General features: G+C 68.7%; 35 protein-coding genes. All 35 read left to right on the forward strand.

Annotated elements, in window-relative coordinates; genetic code table 11:
- The first annotated feature begins 54 nt into the window (after window positions 1–54).
- The 35 genes from fusA to truA all read left to right on the forward strand — a co-directional run bounded on the left by fusA (window position 55) and on the right by truA (window position 22320).
- Complete coding sequence (fusA, locus tag NFX44_RS08985; protein ID WP_262283034.1) at window positions 55–2151, forward strand: elongation factor G; 2097 nt, start codon at window positions 55–57, stop codon at window positions 2149–2151.
- A gap of 222 nt (window positions 2152–2373) precedes the next feature.
- Complete coding sequence (gene tuf, locus NFX44_RS08990) at window positions 2374–3567, forward strand: elongation factor Tu (RefSeq protein ID WP_262283035.1); 1194 nt, start codon at window positions 2374–2376, stop codon at window positions 3565–3567.
- Between the two features lie 353 nt (window positions 3568–3920).
- A complete protein-coding gene (rpsJ, locus tag NFX44_RS08995) occupies window positions 3921–4229 on the forward strand; it encodes a 30S ribosomal protein S10 (RefSeq protein ID WP_007073037.1) in 309 nt (102 codons plus the stop codon).
- 11 nt (window positions 4230–4240) lie between these two features.
- Window positions 4241–4906 carry a 50S ribosomal protein L3 gene (gene rplC / locus NFX44_RS09000; RefSeq protein WP_262283036.1) on the forward strand — a complete coding sequence of 222 codons (666 nt, stop codon included), beginning with the start codon at window positions 4241–4243 and terminating at the stop codon, window positions 4904–4906.
- Entirely contained in the window at window positions 4903–5553 is a 651-nt protein-coding gene (rplD, locus tag NFX44_RS09005) for a 50S ribosomal protein L4 (RefSeq protein ID WP_151463675.1), read from the forward strand. The genes rplC and rplD overlap by 4 nt, the downstream gene beginning before the upstream one ends.
- Window positions 5550–5852, forward strand: a complete 303-nt coding sequence (gene rplW / locus NFX44_RS09010; RefSeq protein ID WP_091317975.1) for a 50S ribosomal protein L23 — start codon at window positions 5550–5552, stop codon at window positions 5850–5852. The genes rplD and rplW overlap by 4 nt, the downstream gene beginning before the upstream one ends.
- 12 nt (window positions 5853–5864) lie before the next feature.
- Complete coding sequence (gene rplB, locus NFX44_RS09015; protein ID WP_262283037.1) at window positions 5865–6704, forward strand: 50S ribosomal protein L2; 840 nt, start codon at window positions 5865–5867, stop codon at window positions 6702–6704.
- A gap of 12 nt (window positions 6705–6716) precedes the next feature.
- A complete protein-coding gene (gene rpsS, locus NFX44_RS09020; RefSeq protein ID WP_007073032.1) occupies window positions 6717–6998 on the forward strand; it encodes a 30S ribosomal protein S19 in 282 nt (93 codons plus the stop codon).
- Between the two features lie 40 nt (window positions 6999–7038).
- A complete protein-coding gene (gene rplV / locus NFX44_RS09025) occupies window positions 7039–7494 on the forward strand; it encodes a 50S ribosomal protein L22 (RefSeq protein WP_073834929.1) in 456 nt (151 codons plus the stop codon).
- Entirely contained in the window at window positions 7494–8363 is an 870-nt protein-coding gene (rpsC, locus tag NFX44_RS09030; RefSeq protein ID WP_262283038.1) for a 30S ribosomal protein S3, read from the forward strand. The genes rplV and rpsC overlap by 1 nt, the downstream gene beginning before the upstream one ends.
- Before the next feature lie 3 nt (window positions 8364–8366).
- Window positions 8367–8792, forward strand: a complete 426-nt coding sequence (gene rplP, locus NFX44_RS09035) for a 50S ribosomal protein L16 (RefSeq protein ID WP_007465292.1) — start codon at window positions 8367–8369, stop codon at window positions 8790–8792.
- Entirely contained in the window at window positions 8792–9028 is a 237-nt protein-coding gene (rpmC, locus tag NFX44_RS09040) for a 50S ribosomal protein L29 (protein ID WP_007073028.1), read from the forward strand. The genes rplP and rpmC overlap by 1 nt, the downstream gene beginning before the upstream one ends.
- The gene (gene rpsQ, locus NFX44_RS09045) at window positions 9025–9300 is read left to right on the forward strand and encodes a 30S ribosomal protein S17 (RefSeq protein WP_088991889.1); all 276 of its coding nucleotides are present in this window, start codon (window positions 9025–9027) and stop codon (window positions 9298–9300) included. The genes rpmC and rpsQ overlap by 4 nt, the downstream gene beginning before the upstream one ends.
- A gap of 97 nt (window positions 9301–9397) precedes the next feature.
- Window positions 9398–9766 carry a 50S ribosomal protein L14 gene (gene rplN / locus NFX44_RS09050; protein ID WP_007465279.1) on the forward strand — a complete coding sequence of 123 codons (369 nt, stop codon included), beginning with the start codon at window positions 9398–9400 and terminating at the stop codon, window positions 9764–9766.
- Entirely contained in the window at window positions 9763–10083 is a 321-nt protein-coding gene (gene rplX, locus NFX44_RS09055; RefSeq protein WP_192579888.1) for a 50S ribosomal protein L24, read from the forward strand. Before rplN ends, rplX begins: the two co-directional genes overlap by 4 nt.
- Window positions 10083–10652, forward strand: coding sequence for a 50S ribosomal protein L5 (gene rplE / locus NFX44_RS09060; protein ID WP_091317981.1), 570 nt, complete (start codon window positions 10083–10085; stop codon window positions 10650–10652). Before rplX ends, rplE begins: the two co-directional genes overlap by 1 nt.
- 1 nt (window position 10653) lies before the next feature.
- Window positions 10654–10839 (forward strand): type Z 30S ribosomal protein S14, encoded by a 186-nt coding sequence (locus NFX44_RS09065; protein WP_007073023.1) that lies wholly within the window; start codon window positions 10654–10656, stop codon window positions 10837–10839.
- Between the two features lie 96 nt (window positions 10840–10935).
- The gene (rpsH, locus tag NFX44_RS09070; protein WP_262283039.1) at window positions 10936–11343 is read left to right on the forward strand and encodes a 30S ribosomal protein S8; all 408 of its coding nucleotides are present in this window, start codon (window positions 10936–10938) and stop codon (window positions 11341–11343) included.
- A 16-nt stretch (window positions 11344–11359) separates the two neighbouring features.
- A complete protein-coding gene (rplF, locus tag NFX44_RS09075; RefSeq protein WP_262283040.1) occupies window positions 11360–11902 on the forward strand; it encodes a 50S ribosomal protein L6 in 543 nt (180 codons plus the stop codon).
- Window positions 11899–12288: a 50S ribosomal protein L18 gene (rplR, locus tag NFX44_RS09080; protein WP_151463669.1), complete on the forward strand. Its 390-nt coding sequence runs from the start codon at window positions 11899–11901 to the stop codon at window positions 12286–12288. The genes rplF and rplR overlap by 4 nt, the downstream gene beginning before the upstream one ends.
- A 33-nt stretch (window positions 12289–12321) precedes the next feature.
- The gene (rpsE, locus tag NFX44_RS09085) at window positions 12322–12936 is read left to right on the forward strand and encodes a 30S ribosomal protein S5 (RefSeq protein ID WP_091262790.1); all 615 of its coding nucleotides are present in this window, start codon (window positions 12322–12324) and stop codon (window positions 12934–12936) included.
- Window positions 12936–13118 (forward strand): 50S ribosomal protein L30, encoded by a 183-nt coding sequence (gene rpmD, locus NFX44_RS09090; RefSeq protein ID WP_013473693.1) that lies wholly within the window; start codon window positions 12936–12938, stop codon window positions 13116–13118. The genes rpsE and rpmD overlap by 1 nt, the downstream gene beginning before the upstream one ends.
- Entirely contained in the window at window positions 13118–13561 is a 444-nt protein-coding gene (gene rplO, locus NFX44_RS09095; protein ID WP_262283041.1) for a 50S ribosomal protein L15, read from the forward strand. Before rpmD ends, rplO begins: the two co-directional genes overlap by 1 nt.
- A gap of 233 nt (window positions 13562–13794) precedes the next feature.
- The gene (gene secY / locus NFX44_RS09100; RefSeq protein ID WP_262283042.1) at window positions 13795–15120 is read left to right on the forward strand and encodes a preprotein translocase subunit SecY; all 1326 of its coding nucleotides are present in this window, start codon (window positions 13795–13797) and stop codon (window positions 15118–15120) included.
- Window positions 15121–15774 carry an adenylate kinase gene (locus NFX44_RS09105; RefSeq protein ID WP_151463666.1) on the forward strand — a complete coding sequence of 218 codons (654 nt, stop codon included), beginning with the start codon at window positions 15121–15123 and terminating at the stop codon, window positions 15772–15774.
- A gap of 89 nt (window positions 15775–15863) precedes the next feature.
- Window positions 15864–16715, forward strand: a complete 852-nt coding sequence (gene map / locus NFX44_RS09110) for a type I methionyl aminopeptidase (RefSeq protein ID WP_262283043.1) — start codon at window positions 15864–15866, stop codon at window positions 16713–16715.
- Between the two features lie 90 nt (window positions 16716–16805).
- Window positions 16806–17306 carry a DUF1707 domain-containing protein gene (locus tag NFX44_RS09115; RefSeq protein WP_262283044.1) on the forward strand — a complete coding sequence of 167 codons (501 nt, stop codon included), beginning with the start codon at window positions 16806–16808 and terminating at the stop codon, window positions 17304–17306.
- A 257-nt stretch (window positions 17307–17563) separates the two neighbouring features.
- On the forward strand, window positions 17564–17785 hold the full coding sequence (infA, locus tag NFX44_RS09120; protein WP_007073013.1) for a translation initiation factor IF-1: 222 nt from the start codon (window positions 17564–17566) through the stop codon (window positions 17783–17785).
- Window positions 17786–17876: 91 nt separating this feature from the next.
- Window positions 17877–17990 (forward strand): 50S ribosomal protein L36, encoded by a 114-nt coding sequence (gene rpmJ, locus NFX44_RS09125; protein ID WP_088982067.1) that lies wholly within the window; start codon window positions 17877–17879, stop codon window positions 17988–17990.
- A gap of 264 nt (window positions 17991–18254) precedes the next feature.
- On the forward strand, window positions 18255–18635 hold the full coding sequence (rpsM, locus tag NFX44_RS09130; protein WP_262283045.1) for a 30S ribosomal protein S13: 381 nt from the start codon (window positions 18255–18257) through the stop codon (window positions 18633–18635).
- A gap of 18 nt (window positions 18636–18653) precedes the next feature.
- Window positions 18654–19061, forward strand: a complete 408-nt coding sequence (rpsK, locus tag NFX44_RS09135) for a 30S ribosomal protein S11 (protein ID WP_148430066.1) — start codon at window positions 18654–18656, stop codon at window positions 19059–19061.
- 13 nt (window positions 19062–19074) lie between these two features.
- Window positions 19075–19701, forward strand: a complete 627-nt coding sequence (rpsD, locus tag NFX44_RS09140) for a 30S ribosomal protein S4 (protein WP_262283046.1) — start codon at window positions 19075–19077, stop codon at window positions 19699–19701.
- A gap of 96 nt (window positions 19702–19797) precedes the next feature.
- Window positions 19798–20820 (forward strand): DNA-directed RNA polymerase subunit alpha, encoded by a 1023-nt coding sequence (locus NFX44_RS09145; RefSeq protein ID WP_262283047.1) that lies wholly within the window; start codon window positions 19798–19800, stop codon window positions 20818–20820.
- A 34-nt stretch (window positions 20821–20854) separates the two neighbouring features.
- Complete coding sequence (gene rplQ, locus NFX44_RS09150; RefSeq protein ID WP_262283048.1) at window positions 20855–21415, forward strand: 50S ribosomal protein L17; 561 nt, start codon at window positions 20855–20857, stop codon at window positions 21413–21415.
- A gap of 71 nt (window positions 21416–21486) precedes the next feature.
- Complete coding sequence (gene truA, locus NFX44_RS09155) at window positions 21487–22320, forward strand: tRNA pseudouridine(38-40) synthase TruA (RefSeq protein ID WP_262283049.1); 834 nt, start codon at window positions 21487–21489, stop codon at window positions 22318–22320.
- The last annotated feature ends 56 nt before the right edge of the window (window positions 22321–22376 follow it).

Here is a 22376-nt window from a genome sequence, read left to right on the forward strand (position 1 = left end):
GAGGCGCCGGAACCGCCACCAGTTGTGTCTAGACGACGATAAGTAGGGATTGAAGTGGCCGCCGCAGACGCGCTCGCCAACGTACGCAACATCGGCATCATGGCGCACATCGATGCCGGTAAGACCACGACCACCGAGCGGATCCTGTTCTACACCGGCATCACGTACAAGATCGGTGAGGTCCACGAGGGCGCTGCCGTCATGGACTGGATGGAGCAGGAGCAGGAGCGTGGCATCACCATCACCTCCGCTGCTACCAAGTGTGAGTGGAAGGGCCACACGATCCAGATCATCGACACGCCCGGTCACGTCGACTTCACGGTCGAGGTCGAGCGGTCGCTGCGGGTGCTGGACGGCGCGGTCGCGGTCTACGACGGTGTCGCCGGCGTGGAGCCGCAGACGGAGAACGTCTGGCGGCAGGCCGACAAGTACCACGTCCCGCGGATGTGCTTCGTCAACAAGCTCGACCGGACCGGCGCCGACTTCTTCCGCTGCGTGCAGATGATGATCGACCGGCTCAACGCCACCCCGCTGGTGCTCCAGATCCCGATCGGGCTCGAGGGCGACCACATCGGCGTCGTCGACCTGATCGGCATGCGCGCCCTCACCTGGCGCGGGGAGACCCAGAAGGGTGAGGACTACGCGATCGAGGAGATCCCGGCCGACCTGGCCGACTCCGCGGCCGAGTGGCGCGAGAAGCTGATGGAGACCCTGGCCGACGTCGACGACTCGGTGATGGAGAAGTACCTGGAGGGCGAGGAGATCTCCGTCGAGGAGATCAAGGCCGCCATCCGGCGCGCGACCATCGCCAGCAAGGCCAACCCGGTGCTCTGCGGCTCGGCGTTCAAGAACAAGGGCGTGCAGCCCATGCTCGACGCCGTCGTCGACTTCCTGCCGTCGCCGCTGGACGTCCCGGCCATCGAGGGCACCGCGACCGACGGCGAGACGCCGATGCAGCGGAAGCCGTCGAAGTCCGAGCCGTTCTCGGGCCTGGCTTTCAAGATCCAGACCGACAAGCACCTCGGCAAGCTCACCTACGTCCGGGTCTACTCGGGTGTGGTCGAGACCGGTACCCAGGTGGTCAACTCCACCAAGGACCGCAAGGAGCGGATCGGCAAGATCTACCAGATGCACGCCAACAAGCGGGAAGAGCGTGGCTCGGCCCAGGCTGGCGACATCATCGCGGTGCAGGGTCTCAAGCAGACCACCACCGGCGACACGCTCTGCGACCCGGCCAACCCGGTCATCCTGGAGTCGATGACCTTCCCGGAGCCGGTCATCGAGGTCGCGATCGAGCCGAAGACCAAGGCTGACCAGGAGAAGCTCAGCACCGCCATCCAGCGGCTGGCCGAGGAGGACCCGACCTTCCGCGTCAAGCTGGACGAGGAGACCGGTCAGACGGTCATCTCCGGCATGGGCGAGCTGCACCTGGACATCCTGGTCGACCGGATGCGCCGCGAGTTCAACGTCGAGGCGAACATCGGTAAGCCGCAGGTGGCGTACCGCGAGACGATCCGCCGCAAGGTGGAGAAGATCGAGTACACCCACAAGAAGCAGACCGGTGGTTCCGGTCAGTACGCCCGGGTGATCGTGAGCGTGGAGCCGCTGCCGCTGGACAACGACTCGCCGACCTACGAGTTCGCGAACGCCGTCACCGGTGGCCGCATCCCCCGGGAGTTCATCCCGTCGGTGGACGCGGGCGCCCAGGACGCCATGCAGTACGGCATCCTGGCCGGCTTCCCGCTGGTGGGTGTCAAGCTGACGCTGCTGGACGGCCAGTACCACGAGGTCGACTCGTCGGAAATGGCGTTCAAGATCGCCGGTTCGATGGTGATGAAGGAGGCGGCCCGCAAGGCCGACCCCGCACTGCTCGAGCCGATGATGGCCGTTGAGGTCACCACCCCTGAGGAGAACATGGGTGACGTCATCGGCGACCTCAACTCCCGGCGGGGCATCATCCAGGCGATGGAGGAGCGCAGCGGCGCCCGCATCGTCCGGGCCCTGGTGCCGTTGTCGGAGATGTTCGGCTACGTCGGCGACCTGCGGTCGAAGACCCAGGGCCGGGCTAGCTACAGCATGCAGTTCGACTCCTACGCCGAAGTTCCGCAGAGCGTGGCGAAGGAGATCATCGCCAAGGCGACGGGTGAGTGACGCTCACCTGAGCTGACCCGATGATCCGGGGCGGTCGCGGGAGGGTCTCCCGCCCGCGGCCACCTCGGTCGAGTTGTGTGAATTCCGGGCCTGTAGGCTTCATCGCCGCAGAACCCACCAAAGGCTCTCCGGCCGTCAGGTCGGAAAGGCTGTCGACAGAGTCCTAAGCGCCGACCGGCGCACCGGGGCGAACGAACCAAGAAAGTCCACAGGAGGACACCAGTGGCGAAGGCGAAGTTCGAGCGGACTAAGCCGCACGTCAACATCGGCACCATTGGTCACATCGACCACGGTAAGACGACGCTGACGGCGGCCATCACGAAGGTCCTGCACGACCAGTTCCCGGACCTCAACCCGTACACGCCGTTCGACGAGATCGACAAGGCGCCGGAGGAGAAGGCCCGCGGCATCACGATCTCGATCGCGCACGTCGAGTACCAGACCGAGGCGCGTCACTACGCGCACGTCGACTGCCCCGGTCACGCCGACTACATCAAGAACATGATCACCGGTGCCGCGCAGATGGACGGCGCGATCCTGGTGGTGGCGGCGACCGACGGCCCGATGCCGCAGACCCGCGAGCACGTGCTGCTGGCCCGTCAGGTCGGTGTGCCGTACATCGTCGTGGCGCTCAACAAGAGCGACATGGTCGACGACGAGGAGCTCCTGGAGCTCGTCGAGCTCGAGGTCCGCGAGCTGCTCTCGTCGCAGGAGTACCCGGGTGACGACCTGCCGGTCGTCCGGGTCTCGGCGCTGAAGGCCCTCGAGGGTGACCCCGAGTGGACCGGCAAGCTCATGGACCTCATGAACGCTGTCGACACCGCGATCCCGCAGCCGGAGCGCGAGACCGAGAAGCCGTTCCTGATGCCGATCGAGGACGTGTTCACGATCACCGGTCGTGGCACCGTCGTCACCGGTCGCGCCGAGCGCGGCATCCTCAAGCCGAACGAGGAGGTGGAGATCGTCGGTATCCGCGAGAAGTCGCAGAAGACGGTCTGCACCGGTATCGAGATGTTCCGCAAGCTGCTCGACGAGGCCCGCGCGGGTGAGAACGTCGGTCTGCTGCTGCGTGGCATCAAGCGCGAGGACGTCGAGCGCGGCATGGTCGTCATCAAGCCGGGCACCACGACCCCGCACACGGAGTTCGAGGCGACGGTCTACATCCTCTCCAAGGAGGAGGGCGGCCGGCACACCCCGTTCTTCCAGAACTACCGTCCGCAGTTCTACTTCCGGACCACGGACGTCACCGGCGTCGTCACGCTGCCCGAGGGCACCGAGATGGTCATGCCGGGCGACAACACCACGATGTCCGTGAAGCTGATCCAGCCCATCGCGATGGAGGAAAACCTCAAGTTCGCGATCCGGGAGGGTGGCCGCACGGTCGGCGCTGGTCGCGTCACCAAGATCGTCAAGTGAGCTGGGTAACCCCGATTAGCGTCGCCGCCGGTCGTGCGGCATACTAGTCAGGTTGCGTAACGACGGTCAGTTACCTGCGTCTGGTTAACGCTGGACCTCCGGGTGACAGACAGTCTCGCGTAGGGTGGTTGATCGCCCCTGGCGGTCAACCACCCTCGCGCGGCGTCCAGGTCGCGGTCACCGCGATCGGCGCCATGACCCACCGCGTGGTCGGAAATCGCTCCGGAGCATCGGGGCGGAGCCCGGCCCACGGGCGCGACACGCCCGACCGCGGGGGTCGGCGAAGTGGGCCTGTGCCAGCCGGTACAGGCGCCCGCAACACAGCGGCATCGAGAGAAGGAACAGAAGCCACCATGGCGGGACAGAAGATCCGCATCCGGCTCAAGGCCTATGACCACGAGGTCGTCGACTCCTCGGCTCGGAAGATCGTCGAGACGGTGACGCGTACCGGGGCGCAGGTCGCTGGCCCGGTGCCGCTGCCCACGGAGATCAACCGTTTCTGCGTCATCCGCTCGCCGCACAAGTACAAGGACTCGCGCGAGCACTTCGAGATGCGCACGCACAAGCGTCTGATCGACATCATCGACCCGACCCCGAAGACGGTCGACTCGCTCATGCGCCTCGACCTGCCGGCTGGCGTCGACATCGAGATCAAGCTGTAGGGACCGGACAAATGGACAGGCAAGTCAAGGGGATCCTGGGCGCAAAGCTCGGCATGACCCAGGTCTGGGACAACAACCGCGTTGTTCCCGTGACCGTGGTTCAGGCCGGCCCGTGCGTCGTGAGCCAGGTTCGTAGCGCCGACAAGGACGGTTACTCCGCGGTCCAGCTGGCGTACGGGGCCATCGACCCGCGCAAGGTCAAGAAGCCGGTCGCCGGGCACTACGCCAAGGCGGACGTCGCGCCGCGCCGGCACATCGTCGAGCTGCGCACCTCCGACGCCGCGGACTACTCGCCGGGCCAGGAGGTCACGGTCGAGGAGTTCCCGGCCGGCGTGACCATCGACGTCACCGGCAAGACCAAGGGCAAGGGCTACGCCGGCCCGATGAAGCGGCACGGCTTCCACGGTCTGCGCGCGAGCCACGGTGTCGAGCGCAAGCACCGCTCGCCGGGCTCGATCGGCGCCTGCGCGACCCCGGGTCGCGTCTTCAAGGGCACCCGGATGGCGGGTCGGATGGGTGGCGTTCGCTACACCGTCCAGAACCTGACCGTCCAGGCGGTGGACACCGACAACAACCTCCTGCTCGTCCGCGGCGCCATTCCGGGCCCGAAGGGCGCGCTGGTCCTGGTCCGCACCGCGGCCAAGACCAAGGTCAAGAAGGGCGGTGCGGCCAAGTGACCACCGTTGACGTCCTCAACGTCGAAGGCAACAAGGCCGGCTCCGTCGAGCTGCCCGCCGACATCTTCGACGCTCAGGCCAACATCCCGCTGATGCACCAGGTCGTGGTGGCTCAGCTGGCGGCGGCCCGGCAGGGCACGCACAAGACCAAGACCCGCGGCGAGGTCTCCGGTGGAGGCAAGAAGCCGTACAAGCAGAAGGGCACCGGTCGTGCCCGCCAGGGCTCGATCCGCGCGCCGCAGTTCGCCGGCGGTGGCGTGGTCCACGGCCCGGTGCCGCGCGACTACAGCCAGCGCACCCCGAAGAAGATGAAGGCCGCCGCCCTGCGTGGCGCCCTCTCCGACCGGGCGCGCGCCGGCCAGGTGCACGTCGTCGAGGCGTTCGTCTCGGGCGAGAAGCCGTCGACCAAGGCCGCGCTGGCCACGCTGGCGAAGCTGACCGAGGCCCGTCGGGTCCTGGTCGTGCTGAGCAGCACCGACGAGCTGAACTGGGTGTCGCTGCGCAACGAGCCGCGCGTGCACCTGATCGAAGCCGGCCAGCTCAACACGTACGACGTGCTGGTGGCCGACGACGTGGTCTTCACGAAGGAGGCCCTGGACGAGTTCCTGGGCGTTCCCGCCGAGACCACCGAGGAGGGTGGCAAGTGAGCACGATCGCCGATCCGCGCGACATCATCGTCGCCCCGGTCGTCTCGGAGAAGAGCTACAGCGAGCTGAACCGGAACTGGTACACCTTCCTGGTGCACCCGGACGCCAACAAGACCGAGATCAAGATCGCTATCCAGCAGATCTTCAACGTCCGCGTCCTGACGGTCAACACGCTCAACCGCGAGGGCAAGCGCAAGCGCACCAAGACCGGCTTCGGTCAGCGCAAGTCCACCAAGCGGGCGATCGTGAAGCTGGCTGACGGTGACCGTATCGAGGCCTTCGGCGGCCCGGTCAGCTGAGGGGTGTAGACAATGGCTATCCGTAAGTACAAGCCGACGACGCCGGGCCGGCGTGGCTCGAGCGTCGCCGACTTCGCCGAGATCACCCGGTCGACGCCTGAGAAGTCGCTGCTGGCTCCGCTGCCGAAGAAGGGCGGACGCAACGCCCACGGCCGGATCACCACGCGTCACCACGGTGGCGGCCACAAGCGGCAGTACCGTCTGATCGACTTCAAGCGGGTCGACAAGGACGGTGTGCCGGCGAAGGTCGCGCACATCGAGTACGACCCGAACCGCACCGCGCGCATCGCGCTGCTGCACTACGCCGACGGCGAGAAGCGCTACATCATCGCGCCGAAGGACCTGAAGCAGGGCGACCGGGTGGAGTCGGGGCCGAGCGCCGACATCAAGCCGGGCAACAACCTGCCGCTGCGCAACATCCCGGTCGGTACCACCATCCACAACGTGGAGCTGCGTCCGGGCGGCGGCGCCAAGCTGGCCCGCTCGGCCGGCGTCGGCATCCAGCTGCTCGGCCGTGAGGGCGTGTACGCGACCCTCCGCATGCCGTCCGGTGAGATCCGGCGGGTCGACGTGCGCTGCCGCGCCAGCATCGGCGAGATCGGCAACGCCGACCAGTCGAACATCAACTGGGGTAAGGCCGGCCGGATGCGGTGGAAGGGCAAGCGCCCGACCGTCCGTGGTGTGGCCATGAACCCGGTGGACCACCCGCACGGTGGTGGTGAGGGTAAGACCTCCGGTGGTCGCCACCCGGTCAACCCGCAGGGTAAGCCCGAGGGCCGCACCCGTCGTAAGGGCCAGCCGAGCGACCGGCTGATCGTCCGCCGCCGCTACGCCACGCGTAAGCGCGGCTGAGGGAGATAAGACATGCCTCGCAGCCTGAAGAAGGGCCCGTTCGTCGACGACCACCTGCTCAAGAAGGTGGAGACGCAGAACGACAAGGGCTCGAAGAACGTCATCAAGACCTGGTCGCGTCGCTCGACGATCATCCCGGAGATGCTGGGTCACACGATCGCCGTGCACGACGGACGCAAGCACGTCCCGGTCTTCGTGACCGAGGCCATGGTCGGGCACAAGCTCGGCGAGTTCGCGCTGACCCGCACGTTCAAGGGTCACGAGAAGGACGACCGGAAGAGCCGCCGGCGCTGACGCCGCGGGCATACGGATAGAGGAACAAGGGGTTACAGCGATGCCAGGAAAGGGCGACGCTCCGGTGCTTCCGGGCGCGCGGGCGGTTGCGCGGCACGTGCGCATCTCGCCGATGAAGGCGCGCCGGGTGGTCAACCTCGTCCGCGGCCTGCCCGCGAAGGAGGCGCTCACGGTGCTGCAGTTCGCGCCGCAGGCTGCGAGCGAGCAGGTGTACAAGGTGCTCGCGAGCGCGATCGCCAACGCGGAGAACAACGAGCGGCTGGACCCCGATGCGCTGCTCGTCAGCGAGGCGTTCGTCGACGAGGGCCCGACGATGAAGCGGTTCCGGCCGCGCGCGCAGGGCCGGGCGTACCGGATCCGCAAGCGGACCTGCCACATCACCGTGGCGGTCGAGGCGGTCGCGCCGGCCGCGCCGAAGAAGTCGGCGAAGAAGGCCGCCCCGGCCAAGCAGGCCGAGGCCGCTGAGGGGCAGAGCACGACGGAAGGTGCCGAGTAATGGGTCAGAAGGTTCACCCCACTGGGTTCCGGCTCGGCATCTCGACCGACTGGAAGTCCCGCTGGTTCGCGGACAAGCTCTACAAGGACTACATCGGCGAGGACGTCAAGATCCGCCGGATGATGTCCAAGGGCCTCGAGCGCGCCGGTATCTCCAAGGTCGACATCGAGCGCACCCGGGACCGGGTCCGCGTCGACATCCACACCGCCCGGCCGGGCATCGTCATCGGCCGTAAGGGTGCGGAGGCCGACCGGATCCGCGGCGAGCTGGAGAAGCTCACCGGCAAGCAGGTCCAGCTGAACATCATCGAGGTGAAGAACCCCGAGTCGGACGCGCAGCTGGTCGCCCAGGGCGTCGCCGAGCAGCTGTCCAGCCGGGTCAGCTTCCGTCGGGCCATGCGCAAGGCGATGCAGTCCGCGATGAAGAACCCGGTCTGCAAGGGCATCCGGGTGCAGGTGTCGGGTCGTCTCGGCGGCGCCGAGATGAGCCGGACCGAGTTCTACCGCGAGGGCCGGGTCCCGCTGCACACGCTGCGGGCCAACATCGAGTACGGCTTCTTCGAGGCCCGTACCACCTTCGGCCGGATCGGCGTGAAGGTCTGGATCTACAAGGGCGACGCCGTCCCGGGCCGGGAGGCTCCGGCCGAGACCGGTCCGTCCCGCCCGCGCCGTGACCGCGGTGACCGCCCCGAGCGGCCGCGCCGTGGCCGGTCGGGTTCGTCGGGCACGACCGCCGGTGGCACCGAGGCCGGCCGGGCTGCCGCGACCACCATCGCGCAGCAGGCCGAGACGCCGAGCGGCGAGCCGGTTGACGCCGGCGCCGTCGCCGCGGCCGCCACTCAGCCGGCAGAAACGCAGCAGGAGGGCTGACAGATGCTGATGCCGCGCAAGCCCCCGAAGGGCTTCCGCAAGCCGCACCACCCGGACCGCAGTGGCGCGTCCAAGGGCGGTAACCGGGTGGTGTTCGGCGAGTTCGGGATCCAGGCTCTCGAGCCGGCCTACGTGACCAACCGCCAGATCGAGTCGGCGCGTATCGCGATGACCCGTCACATCAAGCGTGGCGGCAAGGTCTGGATCACGATCTTCCCGGACCAGGCCCTCACCAAGAAGCCGGCGGAAACCCGCATGGGTTCCGGTAAGGGTTCGCCCGAGTGGTGGGTCGCCAACGTCAAGCCGGGGCGGGTTCTCTTCGAGATGTCCTTCCCCAACGAGCAGATCGCGCGAGAGGCGATGCGTCGCGCGATCCACAAGCTCCCGATGAAGTGCCGCATTGTTACGCGCGAAGTGGGTGAATCCTGATGGCAGCGGGCGTCAAGGCCTCCGAGCTGCGTGAGCTCTCCGAGGAGGAGCTGGTCACGAAGCTGCGCGAGGCGAAGGCGGAGCTGTTCAACCTCCGCGTGCAGGCCGCAACCGGGCAGCTGGACAACAACCGGCGGCTGCAGGTCATCCGTCGGGAGATCGCCCGGATCTACACGATCATGCGTGAGCGTGAGCTGGGTCTCTCGGCCGCGCCGACTGAGGTGACTGCATCATGAGTGAGAACACGACCGCCACCGCGCGGGCCCGTCGCAAGGTTCGCGAGGGCCTCGTGGTCAGCGACAAGATGGAAAAGACCGTTGTGGTCGAGGTCGAGGACCGGGTCAAGCACGCGCTGTACGGCAAGATCATGCGCCGGACCAGCAAGCTGAAGGTCCACGACGAGCAGAACTCGGCCGGCATCGGCGACCGGGTCCTGATCATGGAGACCCGGCCGCTGTCCGCCACCAAGCGGTGGCGGCTCGTGGAGATCCTCGAGAAGGCCAAGTAGCGAAGGCTCGAGCTCGGCCGGGTTCGGTCGGGCGCAGGTTCCGCCAGGCTCCGGCCGCCCCCGGCGGCCGGAGAACCGGCAGACATAGGAGATAGACGTGATTCAGCAGGAGTCGCGACTGCGCGTCGCCGACAACACGGGTGCCCGGGAGATCCTGTGCATCCGGGTTCTCGGTGGCTCCGGTCGGCGCTACGCGAGCATCGGCGACGTCATCGTGGCCACGGTCAAGGACGCGATCCCCGGTGCCGGTGTGAAGAAGGGCGACGTCGTCAAGGCCGTCGTCGTTCGCACCGCCAAGGAGAGGCGGCGGCCGGACGGCTCGTACATCCGCTTCGACGAGAACGCCGCCGTCATCATCAAGGACGGTGGGGACCCGCGCGGTACCCGCATCTTCGGCCCGGTGGGCCGGGAGCTGCGGGACAAGCGGTTCATGAAGATCATCTCTCTCGCGCCGGAGGTGTTGTGACCGTGAAGGTCAAGAAGGGCGACACGGTCGTCGTCATCGCCGGCAAGGACAAGGGTGCCAAGGGCAAGGTCATCGCGGCCTACCCGCGGCAGGACAAGGTCCTGGTCGAGGGCGTGAACCGGGTCAAGAAGCACACTCGCATCAGCACCACCCAGCGTGGCGCCAAGACCGGTGGCATCGTCACCCAGGAGGCCCCGATCCACGTCTCGAACGTGCAGGTCCTGGACTCCGACGGCAAGCCGACCCGCGTCGGCTACCGGGTGGACGACAACGGCCAGAAGGTCCGCATCGCGCGTAGCACCGGTAAGGACCTCTGATGACCACGGCTACCGAAACCAAGACCCTGCCGCGCCTCAAGGAGCGGTACCGCAACGAGGTCGTGGCGAAGCTGCAGGAGCAGTACAGCTACGGCAACCCCATGCAGGTGCCCGGGCTCGTCAAGATCGTCGTCAACATGGGCGTCGGCGAGGCCGCTCGGGACGCCAAGCTGATCGACGGCGCCGTCCGCGACCTGGCCACGATCACCGGCCAGAAGCCGCTGGTGCGGCGGGCGACCAAGTCCATCGCGCAGTTCAAGCTGCGTGAGGGCATGCCGATCGGCGCCAAGGTCACCCTGCGGGGCGACCGGATGTGGGAGTTCCTGGACCGGCTGCTCTCGATCGCGCTGCCGCGTATCCGCGACTTCCGCGGCCTGGACGGGCGCAAGCTCGACGGCCACGGCAACTACACGTTCGGTCTGACCGAGCAGTCGGTGTTCCACGAGATCGACCAGGACAAGATCGATCGCCAGCGGGGCATGGACATCACGGTGGTCACGACCGCCACGACCGACGACGAGGGCCGGGCGCTGCTCAAGCTCCTGGGCTTCCCGTTCAAGGAGAACTGAGATGGCCAAGAAGGCGCTGATCCTCAAGGCGGCCGCGAAGCCGAAGTTCTCGGTTCGCGCGTACACCCGCTGCCAGCGGTGCGGGCGTCCGAAGGCGGTCTACCGCAAGTTCGGTCTCTGCCGGGTGTGCATCCGGGAGATGGCCCACCGCGGTGAGCTGCCCGGCGTGTCCAAGGCTTCCTGGTAATAGCCCGGCGCGCTTCGCGCGTCAGCTGAACTGTCTCTTCGCCGTAGGCCCCGGGCCTGGCCCGGGGAACCCCGGCGAGAAAGGTTGACGAATTTCATGACGATGACCGACCCGATCGCAGACATGCTCACGCGTCTGCGTAACGCCAACCAGGCGTACCACGACCGGGTGACGATGCCCTACTCGAAGATCAAGGCGAACATCGCCGAGGTCCTCAAGGCCGAGGGTTACATCGCCACCTGGGCCGTCGAGGAGCCCGAGGAGGGCGTCGTCGGCAAGCGACTGGTCGTCGAGCTGAAGTACGGCCAGAACCGGGAGCGGAGCCTGGCCGGCATCAAGCGCGTGTCCAAGCCCGGTCTCCGGGTGTACGCCAAGTCGGACGGGCTCCCGCGGGTGCTCGGCGGGCTGGGCGTGGCGATCATTTCGACGTCCCAGGGGCTGCTGACCGACCGGCAGGCCCGCAAGCGGAGCGTTGGCGGGGAAGTCCTCGCCTTCGTCTGGTAACGGGAGACAGGTAGAAATGTCGCGTATTGGACGTAAGTCGATCCCGGTGCCAGCCGGCGTCGACGTCACCATCGACGGCCAGACCGTCAAGGTCAAGGGCCCCAAGGGCGAGCTGAGCCACGTACTGGCCGAGCCGATCAGGGCGGAGCGGGGCGAGGACGGCACGCTGCACGTCAACCGGCCCAACGACGAGCGCAAGGCCAAGGAGCTGCACGGCCTGAGCCGTACGCTGGTGGCCAACATGATCGTCGGCGTGACCGAGGGCTACCGCAAGAGCCTCGAGATCGCCGGCACCGGTTACCGCGTGACCGCCAAGGGCAAGGACCTCGAGTTCGCCCTCGGCTTCTCGCACCCGGTGCTGGTTCCGGCCCCGGAGGGCATCACCTTCACGGTGGAGCGGCCGACGCTGTTCCACGTGGCCGGCATCGACAAGCAGCAGGTCGGCGAGGTCGCCGCCAACATCCGGAAGATCCGCCCGCCGGAGCCCTACAAGGGCAAGGGCGTGAAGTACCAGGGCGAGGTCATCCGCCGCAAGGCTGGAAAGGCAGGTAAGAAGTGAGCGCCACGCTGCTCAAGCGCCGCCGCGGCGTCGCCGCCAAGCGGGCCGTCGGGCGTGCGCGCCGGCACTTCCGGGTCCGCAAGAACGTCAGCGGCACCACCGAGCGTCCCCGCCTGGTCGTCACCCGCTCCCTGCGGCACATCGTCGCCCAGATCGTGGACGACACCAAGGGTCACACCCTGGCGTCGGCCTCGACCATGGACGCCTCGCTGCGCGGCGCCGAGGGCGACAAGAGCGCCCTGGCCGGCAAGGTCGGCGCCCTGCTCGCCGAGCGCGCCAAGGCCGCCGGCGTCTCGAAGGTCGTCTTCGACCGCGGTGGCAACCGGTACGCGGGGCGGGTCGCCGCGCTTGCCGCAGCCGCCCGCGAAGCCGGGCTCGAGTTCTAGAAACCCCGTCACGAGAGAGAAGGAAGGCTGCTGATGCCAGGTCAACAGCGCCGTGGCGGCGGGTCCGGTGGCAACGAGGGTGGTCGCCGCGACAACCGCCGTGAGGGCGGCCGCGGAAACGCGCCCGTCGAGAAGACCCCGCACCTCGAGCGGGTCGTCGCGATCAACCGCGTCGCCAAGGTCGTGAAGGGTGGTCGTCGCTTCAGCTTCACCGCCCTGGTGATCGTGGGCGACGGCGACGGCACCGTCGGTGTGGGCTACGGAAAGGCCAAGGAGGTGCCCGCGGCGATCGCCAAGGGTGTCGAGGAGGCCAAGAAGCACTTCTTCAAGGTGCCGCGGATCGGCCAGTCGATCCCGCACCCGGTGCAGGGCGAGGACGCGGCCGGTGTGGTGCTGCTCAAGCCGGCTTCGGCCGGTACGGGTGTCATCGCCGGCGGTCCGGTCCGTGCCGTGCTGGAGTGCGCGGGCATCCACGACGTGCTCTCCAAGAGCCTCGGCTCGTCGAACCCGATCAACATCGTGCACGCCACGGTGGCGGCCCTGAAGGCGCTCGAGTCGCCGGAGCAGGTCGCGGCCCGTCGTGGTCTGCCGGTCGAGGACGTCGCGCCGGCCGCCATGCTGGCGTCGCGGGCGGGGGTGGCGTCCTGATGGCACGCCTGAAGGTCACCCAGGTCCGGTCCGAGATCGGGACCAAGAAGAACCAGCGTGACTCGCTGCGTTCGCTCGGTCTCAAGCGGATCAACGACGTGGTGGTCAAGGAGGATCGGCCGGAGATCCGGGGCATGATCTTCACGGTCAACCACCTCGTGAAGGTCGAGGAGGTCGAGTAATGACGATCAAGGTGCACCACCTGCGCCCGGCGCCCGGAGCCAAGACCGACAAGACCCGGGTGGGTCGCGGTGAGGGCTCGAAGGGCAAGACCGCCGGTCGCGGTACCAAGGGTTCCAAGGCCCGGAAGAACATCTCGGCGGCGTTCGAGGGTGGGCAGATGCCCATCCACATGCGCCTGCCGAAGCTGAAGGGCTTCAAGAACAAGTTCAAGGTCGTCTTCCAGGTGGTGAACCTGGACCGGCTCGCCGAGCTCTTCCCGAACGGCGGCCAGGTCGGCCCGGTCGAGCTGATTGAGGCCGGTGCGGTCCGCAAGGGCCACCCGGTCAAGGTGCTCGGCACCGGCGACCTCGGCGGTGTGGCGCTCCAGGTGTCGGCGCACGCGTTCAGCGCGTCGGCCAAGGAGAAGATCACCGCGGCCGGCGGCTCGGTCACCGAGCTGTAAGGCACTCATGGCGCCCGCTCAGTTGTCCGCAACTGGGCGGGCGCCGTGCTCTACCTGGCGAATGTGCGCCGGGTAACATCGGATTCGTTTTATGTAGCCGGGCGCATCTGCCCGGACCCGGGTCGGGCTGTTAGAGTCCCTTCCCAGCTATGGATATCGGGCGCTCCGCCCGGCACCCACCCCGCTCCGCCAGGGATCATCACCGGCGGCCCGCGTCGCGCAGGAGGAAGAAGTTGCTGTCCGCCTTTCTCAGTGCGTTCCGTACGCCTGACCTGCGCAAGAAGCTGCTGTTCACAGTAGGCATCATCGCGGTCTACCGGTTGGGCGCCACGCTGCCCAGCCCGGGCGTGTCGTACGGCAACGTGCAGAAGTGCCTCGACACCGTCCAGGGCGGCACCGGTGTGCTGGGCCTGCTGGACCTCTTCTCGGGTGGCGCGCTGCTCCAACTCTCGGTCTTCGCGCTGGGCATCATGCCCTACATCACCGCGTCGATCATCCTGCAGCTGCTGACCGTGGTCATCCCGCGTCTGGAGCAGCTCCGCAAGGAGGGGCAGGCCGGCCAGGCGAAGATCACCCAGTACACCCGCTACCTGACGCTGGGCCTGGGCATCCTCCAGTCCTCGGCGTTCGTGGCGCTGGCGCGCTCGGGTCAGCTCTTCAACAACCAGTGCGACCAGTTCCCGATCGTCCCGCGGGGCACCGGCATCCCGGACTGGCTGACGCTGACCATCCTGGTCATGACGATGACCGCCGGCACCGGCATGGTGATGTGGCTCGGTGAGCTGATCACCGACCGGGGCGTCGGCAACGGCATGTCCGTGCTGATCTTCACCTCGATCGCGGCCCGGCTCCCCAGCGAGGGCTGGAAGATCAAGACCACCAAGGGCTGGGGGATGTTCCTCCTCGTCATCGCCCTGGTCCTGCTGGTCATCACCGCGGTCACCTTCATCGAGCAGGCGCAGCGCCGGATTCCGGTGCAGTACGCCAAGCGCATGATCGGCCGGCGGATGTACGGCGGCACCTCCACCTACATCCCGCTCAAGGTGAACCAGGCCGGTGTCATCCCGGTCATCTTCGCCTCGTCGCTGCTCTACCTGCCGACGCTCGCCCTCCAGTTCTTCGACCAGAACAACCCGGGGAAGACCCAGGCCTGGATCCAGAACCACATCGTGAAGGCCGCCGCGCCGGAGCACATCGCGATCTACTTCCTGTTGATCATCTTCTTCACGTACTTCTACGTGTCGATCACGTTCAACCCGACCGAGGTCGCGGACAACATGAAGAAGTACGGCGGCTTCGTGCCGGGCATCCGCCCCGGCAAGCCGACCGCCGAGTACCTCGACTTCATCCTCAGCCGGATCACCCTGCCGGGCGCGCTCTACCTGGGCATCGTCGCGATCCTGCCGAACTTCTTCTTCATCTGGCTCGACAACCAGCAGTTCCAGAACTTCCCGTTCGGCGGCACCGCTGTGCTCATCATGGTCGGCGTCGGTCTGGAGACCGTGAAGCAGATCGAGAGCCAACTCATGCAGCGGAACTACGAAGGGTTCCTGCGGTAGATGCGACTCGTTCTGGTTGGCCCGCCGGGCGCGGGCAAGGGCACGCAGGCGGAGTTCATCGCCGCGCACCTCTCGGTGCCCAAGATCTCGACCGGTGACATCTTCCGGGCCAACGTCTCCCAGGGCACCCCGCTGGGGGTCGAGGCGAAGCGGTACATGGACGCCGGCAAGCTGGTGCCGGACGAGGTCACCATCAACATGGTGCGGGACCGGCTCGCCGAGCCGGACGCCGGCGAGGGCTTCCTCCTCGACGGCTTCCCGCGCACGACCCCGCAGGCCGCCGCGCTGGACAAGCTCCTGGCCGACCTCGGCACGGCACTGGACCTGGTGCTGGAGCTGGTCGTCGACGACGACGAGGTGATCCGGCGGCTCTCCGGCCGGCGCACCTGCCGGGGCTGCGGCAAGATCTGGCACGTCGAGTTCGACGCCACCACCCGCGAGGGTGTCTGCGACCGGTGTGGCGCCGAGCTGTTCCAGCGGGACGACGACAAGCCGGAGACCATCGCGGCCCGGCTGCGGGAGTACGCCGAGAAGACCGCGCCGCTCGTCGACTACTACGGCGCCCAGGGCAAGCTCGTCGGCATCGACGCGACCGGCCCGGTGGAGGACGTCACCGTCCGCGCCATCGACGCCCTTCGCTCGTACGGCGGCTGACGTCCCGCCGGACTGCGGCGGATAGAGTGCGAACAGCGGGGTACGTGCGACGTGCCCCGCTGGTCCGCGCAACGAAAGGTGTCGCCTCCATGCGTCGTCCCCAGCTGGACATCCAGCTGAAGACCCCTGAGCAGATCGAGCTGATGCGGGCCGCCGGTCTGGTGGTCGCCCGCGCGCTGCGCCGGATGCGGGAGGCGGTCGCCCCCGGCGTCAGCACCGCCGATCTCGACGCGATTGCCGAGGCCACCATCCGGGAGGCCGGCGCGGTCCCGTCGTTCAAGGGCTACCACGGCTTTCCGGCATCGATCTGCTCGTCGGTCAACGAGCAGGTGGTGCACGCCATCCCGTCGTCCGAGCAGGTGCTCCGCGAGGGCGACCTCATCTCGATCGACTGCGGTGCGGTGCTCGACGGGTGGCACGGCGACGCGGCCATCACGGTCGGCGTCGGCGAGGTCGAGCCGGCCCTGCTGAAGATGGCCGCGGTCGCCGAGGACGCCATGTGGGCCGGCATCGCCGCCGCCGCACGGGGCGCGGCGAGCGGCAAGGGCCGGCTCACCGACATCTCGCACGCGGTGGAGACCACGGTCCGCAAGGGCGGCCGGTACGGCATCGTCGACGGCTACGGCGGGCACGGCATCGGCACCGAGATGCACCAGGACCCGCACGTGCTGAACCACGGGCGCCCGGGCAAGGGCCCGCGTCTGGTGGCGGGCATGGCGCTGGCCATCGAGCCGATGATCACCATGGGCTCCGCGCGTACGGTCGAGCTGGCCGACGGCTGGACCGTGGTGACCCGCGACCGGTCGATGGCGGTGCACGTCGAGCACTCGATGGCGTTGCTGGACGACGGCGTCTGGGTGCTGACCGCCGAGGACGGCGGCCGGGCCCGGCTCGGCGACCTGGTCACCGCACGCCAGCCCGCCGACTCGCCGGCCGTCTGACCGGAATCGGTCCGCTCGGGCGGTCGGGGCCTCGCCGTCCCGCCCGCGGGCGGTTCCCCGCGTTGGCGGGACGGTGTCATGCTTGCCGGCATGGACGGGCGGAGCGGAATGCGGGCGGCCGACGCCGACCGGGAGGCCACGGCGGAGCGGCTCCGGGTGGCGCTGGAGGAGGGCCGGCTCGGCCTGCACGAGTACGACGAGCGGCTGGCCCGGGCGTACGGCGCCAAGACCTACGCCGACCTGGACGAGGTGGTGGCGGACCTGCCCGGCCCGGCGCCGGCGCAGCGCTCCGCGGTGGCGCCCGTGCCACCGCCGCCGTCACCGGTGACCGGGGACGGTGGGCCGGTGGCCGGGGGCGCGCGGTCCCGGCTGCTCGGGCTCTGGACGCCGTGGCTGCGGGTCGCCGGGATCCTGGTCCCGATCTGGGTCCTCGTCTCGATCGGCTCCCGGGACCTGGCGAACTTCTGGCCGGCCTGGGTGCTCGGCCCGTGGGGCGCCCTGCTGGTGATGCAGTCGGTCGGGCTGATCGGCGGCGGCCATCCGGGGCACCCGGGCCGACCCCGTCGCCGGGAGCGGCGCGGCCGGCGCTGACCGGTTGCCTGTGGCGGTGGTCACAGCGGGCGCGGGATTTCCTGCGGCCGGGGGACCGGCCGGGTGGCCGGTTTGGCGACGGCGCGCAGGCGGGCGTACACTTTCAGATCGGCGCACAGCGTCCACTCCGGCATGCCCACCCTGCGCTTCGGTGGGAGTCGGAGCCGCGGCTGGCTCGGGCTCGGCGAATCCTCGCCGGAGCCCGTGTAAGACGTTGTGGGCCGTCCGGAGCAACCGACGTCAGGACAGCGGAGGACATGCCGAAAAAAGACGGAGCCATCGAGATCGAGGGTCGGGTCATCGAGCCCCTGCCGAACGCCATGTTCCGGGTGGAGCTCGCGAACGGCCACAAGGTGCTGGCTCACATCAGCGGCAAGATGCGGCAGCACTACATCCGCATCCTGCCGGAGGACCGGGTTGTCGTCGAGCTCTCGCCGTACGACCTGACCCGCGGGCGCATCGTCTACCGCTACAAGTAAGCCTGACGACGGCCGGGACGTCCCGTGTCCGTCTTCGACGTCCGGGTCGCGCACCGTCGCGTCTCCGGGCCAGATGGGAAGTAAGGCAACCGTGAAGGTCAAGCCGAGCGTCAAGAGGATCTGCAACAAGTGCCGGGTGATCCGCCGGCACGGCCGGGTCATGATCATTTGTTCTGACCCGCGCCACAAGCAGCGCCAGGGCTGAACCGTTCCCGCCGACCGTGACGAGCGGCGGCGGAACCGGCCCGGGTTCGCAGATCCCGCACACACATCACCAGCTCGTCCCAGCCGCGAGCGGTACGCAGCGCGTACTTCCTCGTGGTTGACCCCCGGTCGGAGGCCGGGGCCCGCTCGGGCAGCGACCGATCCCGGTCGCCGGCGCTGAACGCGCCGGAAGGACAGGGACGGACGGTAGCGGGGTGGGACGGGTCCACACCTCCGCACAACATCACGAGGAGTACGCCCGCACATGGCACGTCTAGTCGGCGTGGACCTCCCCCGCGACAAGCGGTTGGAGATCGCGCTCACCTACATCTTCGGGGTCGGTCGCACCCGTGCCCTGGAGACGCTCGCCGCCACCGGCATCTCGCCGGAGAAGCGCGCTCGGGACCTCACGGACGAGGAGCTCGTGCAGCTCCGCGACCACATCGAGGCCAACTACCAGGTTGAAGGTGACCTTCGCCGCGAGGTCGCCGCAGACATCCGCCGCAAGGTCGAGATCGGCTGCTACGCGGGCATCCGGCACCGCCGGGGCCTGCCCGTCCGTGGCCAGCGGACCAAGACCAACGCGCGGACCCGGAAGGGCCCGAAGCGGACCGTCGCCGGCAAGAAGAAGCCCGGCAAGAAGTAACTAGGAGCGCACAGACTTATGCCACCGAAGGCTCGTGCCGGAGCCGCCGTCAAGAAGGTCCGGCGCAAGGAACGCAAGAACGTCGCCCACGGGCAGGCGCACATCAAGAGCACCTTCAACAACACCATCGTGTCCATCACGGACCCGACCGGTGCGGTCATCTCCTGGGCCTCCTCGGGCCAGGTGGGCTTCAAGGGCTCGCGCAAGTCGACCCCGTTCGCCGCGCAGCTGGCCGCCGAGGCCGCCGCGCGCCGGGCCATGGATCACGGCATGCGCAAGGTCGACGTGTTCGTCAAGGGCCCCGGCTCCGGCCGGGAGACCGCCATCCGTTCGCTGCAGGCCGCCGGGCTGGAGGTCGGGCAGATCTCCGACGTCACCCCGCAGCCGCACAACGGATGCCGTCCGCCGAAGCGTCGTCGGGTCTGAGAGGTAGAGAGAGATGGCTCGTTACACCGGTGCTGACTGCCGCCGTTGCCGGCGGGAGAAGATGAAGCTGTTCCTCAAGGGCAGCAAGTGCGATGGCCCGAAGTGCCCGTTCGAGTCCCGGCCGTTCCCGCCCGGGCAGCACGGCCGCGGCCGCACCAAGGAGACGGAGTACCTGCTCCAGCTCCGTGAGAAGCAGAAGGCTCGCCGGGTCTACGGCGTGCTGGAGAAGCAGTTCCGCGGTTACTACGAGGAGGCCGTGGGCAAGCAGGCGAAGACCGGTGAGGTCCTCCTGCAGATCCTTGAGTCGCGGCTGGACAACGTGGTCTACCGGGCCGGCTACGCCGGTTCCCGGGACATGGCCCGCCAGCTGGTCAAGCACGGTCACTTCACGGTGAACGGCAAGAAGGTCGACATCCCGTCGTACCGCGTCAAGGAGCACGACATCATCGAGGTGCGGGAGAAGAGCAAGCAGCTCACCCCGTTCGTGGTGGCGCAGGCTCAGGCCGGTTCGCGGTCGGTTCCGGCCTGGCTCGAGGCGATCCCCAGCCAGATGAAGATCCTCGTGCACTCGCTCCCGGCCCGCCAGGTGATCGACACCCAGGTCCAGGAGCAGCTGATCGTCGAGCTCTACTCCAAGTAAGGGCTCGTTGCGGTGGCCCGCCCTCCGGGGCGGGCCACCGGAACAGTTTGTGTCGTGGGCGTCAAATAGCGGGCGCCCCGGAAGAGAAGAGAAAAGATGCTCATCAGCCAGCGACCGTCTCTCTCCGAAGAGTCGATCAACGAGACCCGCTCCCGGTTCACCATCGAGCCGCTGGAGCCGGGCTTCGGCTACACCCTGGGCAACTCGCTGCGGCGCACGCTGCTGTCGTCCATCCCGGGTGCGGCGGTCACCTCGATCAAGGTCGACGGTGTCCTGCACGAGTTCACCACCATCCCCGGTGTCAAGGAGGACGTGGTCGAGCTCGTCATGAACATCAAGGAGCTCTGCGTCAGCTCCGAGCACGACGAGCCGGTCAGCATGTACCTGCGCAAGCAGGGCCCGGGCGACGTGACCGCCGGTGACATCCAGCCCCCGGCCGGTGTCTCGGTGCACAACCCGGACCTGAAGCTCGCCACCCTGAACGGCAAGGGCCGGCTCGACATGGAGCTGACCGTCGAGCGGGGTCGTGGCTACGTCACGGCGGCGCAGAACAAGCAGTCGGGTGCCGAGATCGGCCGGATCCCGGTCGACTCGATCTACTCGCCGGTGCTCAAGGTGACCTACCGGGTCGAGGCGACCCGTGTCGAGCAGCGGACCGACTTCGACCGGCTGATCATCGACGTCGAGACCAAGCCGTCGATGGGCCCGCGCACCGCGCTGGCCTCGGCCGGCTCGACGCTGGTGGAGCTGTTCGGGCTGGCCCGGGAGCTGGACGAGACCGCCGAGGGCATCGACATCGGGCCGTCCCCGCAGGACGCCCAGCTGGCGGCCGACCTGGCCCTGCCGATCGAGGAGCTGGACCTCACCGTCCGCTCCTACAACTGCCTCAAGCGCGAGGGCATCAACTCCGTTGGTGAGCTGATCGGGCGTACCGAGGCCGACCTCCTCGACATCCGCAACTTCGGCCAGAAGTCGATCGACGAGGTCAAGATGAAGCTCGCCGGGATGGGCCTGGGGCTGAAGGACTCGGCTCCGAACTTCGACCCGGCGCACGTCGTGGACGCCTTCGGCGAGGCCGACTACGACACCGACGACTACCGCGAGACCGAGCAGCTCTAGTCCGCGCTGCCGCCACACCTGAGGAGCACCAAGCATGCCCACGCCCACCAAGGGCCCCCGCCTCGGCGGCAGCCCCGCGCACGAGCGGCTGATGCTGGCCAATCTGGCCACCGCGCTGTTCCAGCACGGCAAGATCCAGACCACCGAGACGAAGGCCCGGCGGCTGCGTCCGCTGGCCGAGCAGCTGATCACCAAGGCCAAGCGGGGCGACCTCGCCGCGCGGCGTCGGGTGCTCGGCGTCGTCAAGGACAAGGACGTGGTCTACGCCCTGTTCGACCAGATCGCGCCCCGGTACGCCAACCGCAACGGTGGCTACACCCGGATCGTGAAGACCGGCCCGCGCAAGGGTGACGCCGCTCCGATGGCGATCATCGAGCTGGTGGAGGAGCTTCAGGTCGCCGAGCCCAAGGCGAACAAGAAGACCGCCGCCCGCAAGGCCGCCCAGCAGGACAAGGTCGAGGCCCTGGCCCCGGCCGAGGAGACCCCGGCGTCGGCTCCGGCCGACCAGGACTCCGAGCCGCCGGTGCACGCCTCCGGCGACACCGCTGAGTCGCGCGAGGACAGCGACGAGGCCGGCGAGAACGACAAGGCCTGAGCACAGGCTGCAACGTCGGGCCCGGTACCCCCTCGCGGGGTGCCGGGCCCGACGGCATGAGGAGGTACGAGGTGGACGAGCGGATCCGGCTGCGGCTGGACGTCTCGTACGACGGCACCGATTTCTCCGGCTGGGCCGCCCAGCCCGCCCGCCGCACGGTCGCCGGGGTGCTCATGGAGACCCTGGACCTGGTCCTCGGCGCGGGCACCGCGACCGGGCTGACCGTGGCCGGCCGCACCGACGCCGGTGTGCACGCCACCGGGCAGGTCTGCCACCTCGACCTGCCGGCCGAGGTGTGGCGGCAGTACGACGGGAGGCTGCTGCGCCGGCTGGCCCGGCTGCTCCCGCCCGACGTGCGGGTGCGGGCGATGACCGAGGTGCCGGCCGACTTCGACGCCCGCTTCTCGGCCACGTTCCGCCGCTACGAGTACCGGGTGACCGACGCGCCGTGGGGCGCCGAGCCGCTGCGCCGCACCGACACCCTCGCCTGGCCGAAGCCGCTGGACCTGGCGGCGCTGAACGCCGCCGCGGCCGGCCTGGTGGGGGAGCACGACTTCGCCGCGTACTGCCGGCGCAAGGAGAACGCCACCACGCTGCGCGAGGTGACCCGGCTGGACTGGCGGCGCGAGCCGGACGGGATCCTGGTCGCCACGGTGCAGGCCGACGCGTTCTGCCAGAACATGGTGCGCAGCCTGGTCGGCGCCATGCTGGTGGCCGGGGACGGCCGCCGGCCGGTCGAGTGGCCGGCGGGCCTGCTGGACCGCCGGGAACGCGCCAGCGAGGTGACCGTGGCGCCCGCGCACGGGCTGGCCCTGGTCGAGGTCGGCTACCCGGCCGACCCGGCCGAGTACGCCCGCCGCGCCGACCTCACCCGCCGGCTCCGGGTGCCGGTCGCCGAGGGCTGAGCACAGCGGAACGGCCCGCCGCCCCCGGAACGGAGACGACGGGCCGTGGTGGCCAA

Origin of the sequence: Micromonospora sp. MA102, from assembly GCF_025460765.1 — a bacterium.
Lineage (GTDB): Bacteria > Actinomycetota > Actinomycetes > Mycobacteriales > Micromonosporaceae > Micromonospora > Micromonospora halotolerans.

Bases quoted from the DNA above. Each gene is read 5' to 3' on its own strand.
- rplQ (WP_262283048.1), top strand. From the start codon at position 20,855: ATGCCCACGCCCACCAAGGGCCCCCGCCTCGGCGGCAGCCCCGCGCAC.
- rpsJ (WP_007073037.1), top strand. From the start codon at position 3,921: ATGGCGGGACAGAAGATCCGCATCCGGCTCAAGGCCTATGACCACGAG.
- rplB (WP_262283037.1), top strand. From the start codon at position 5,865: ATGGCTATCCGTAAGTACAAGCCGACGACGCCGGGCCGGCGTGGCTCG.
- rpsK (WP_148430066.1), top strand. From the start codon at position 18,654: ATGCCACCGAAGGCTCGTGCCGGAGCCGCCGTCAAGAAGGTCCGGCGC.
- rpsQ (WP_088991889.1), top strand. From the start codon at position 9,025: ATGAGTGAGAACACGACCGCCACCGCGCGGGCCCGTCGCAAGGTTCGC.
- rpmC (WP_007073028.1), top strand. From the start codon at position 8,792: ATGGCAGCGGGCGTCAAGGCCTCCGAGCTGCGTGAGCTCTCCGAGGAG.
- rplF (WP_262283040.1), top strand. From the start codon at position 11,360: ATGTCGCGTATTGGACGTAAGTCGATCCCGGTGCCAGCCGGCGTCGAC.
- NFX44_RS09115 (WP_262283044.1), top strand. From the start codon at position 16,806: ATGGACGGGCGGAGCGGAATGCGGGCGGCCGACGCCGACCGGGAGGCC.
- NFX44_RS09145 (WP_262283047.1), top strand. From the start codon at position 19,798: ATGCTCATCAGCCAGCGACCGTCTCTCTCCGAAGAGTCGATCAACGAG.
- NFX44_RS09105 (WP_151463666.1), top strand. From the start codon at position 15,121: ATGCGACTCGTTCTGGTTGGCCCGCCGGGCGCGGGCAAGGGCACGCAG.
- rpsD (WP_262283046.1), top strand. From the start codon at position 19,075: ATGGCTCGTTACACCGGTGCTGACTGCCGCCGTTGCCGGCGGGAGAAG.
- rpsH (WP_262283039.1), top strand. From the start codon at position 10,936: ATGACGATGACCGACCCGATCGCAGACATGCTCACGCGTCTGCGTAAC.
- rplV (WP_073834929.1), top strand. From the start codon at position 7,039: ATGCCAGGAAAGGGCGACGCTCCGGTGCTTCCGGGCGCGCGGGCGGTT.
- rplO (WP_262283041.1), top strand. From the start codon at position 13,118: ATGACGATCAAGGTGCACCACCTGCGCCCGGCGCCCGGAGCCAAGACC.
- rplC (WP_262283036.1), top strand. From the start codon at position 4,241: ATGGACAGGCAAGTCAAGGGGATCCTGGGCGCAAAGCTCGGCATGACC.
- rpsS (WP_007073032.1), top strand. From the start codon at position 6,717: ATGCCTCGCAGCCTGAAGAAGGGCCCGTTCGTCGACGACCACCTGCTC.
- infA (WP_007073013.1), top strand. From the start codon at position 17,564: ATGCCGAAAAAAGACGGAGCCATCGAGATCGAGGGTCGGGTCATCGAG.
- NFX44_RS09065 (WP_007073023.1), top strand. From the start codon at position 10,654: ATGGCCAAGAAGGCGCTGATCCTCAAGGCGGCCGCGAAGCCGAAGTTC.
- rpsC (WP_262283038.1), top strand. From the start codon at position 7,494: ATGGGTCAGAAGGTTCACCCCACTGGGTTCCGGCTCGGCATCTCGACC.
- rplP (WP_007465292.1), top strand. From the start codon at position 8,367: ATGCTGATGCCGCGCAAGCCCCCGAAGGGCTTCCGCAAGCCGCACCAC.
- rplE (WP_091317981.1), top strand. From the start codon at position 10,083: ATGACCACGGCTACCGAAACCAAGACCCTGCCGCGCCTCAAGGAGCGG.
- rpsE (WP_091262790.1), top strand. From the start codon at position 12,322: ATGCCAGGTCAACAGCGCCGTGGCGGCGGGTCCGGTGGCAACGAGGGT.
- rpsM (WP_262283045.1), top strand. From the start codon at position 18,255: ATGGCACGTCTAGTCGGCGTGGACCTCCCCCGCGACAAGCGGTTGGAG.
- rpmD (WP_013473693.1), top strand. From the start codon at position 12,936: ATGGCACGCCTGAAGGTCACCCAGGTCCGGTCCGAGATCGGGACCAAG.
- map (WP_262283043.1), top strand. From the start codon at position 15,864: ATGCGTCGTCCCCAGCTGGACATCCAGCTGAAGACCCCTGAGCAGATC.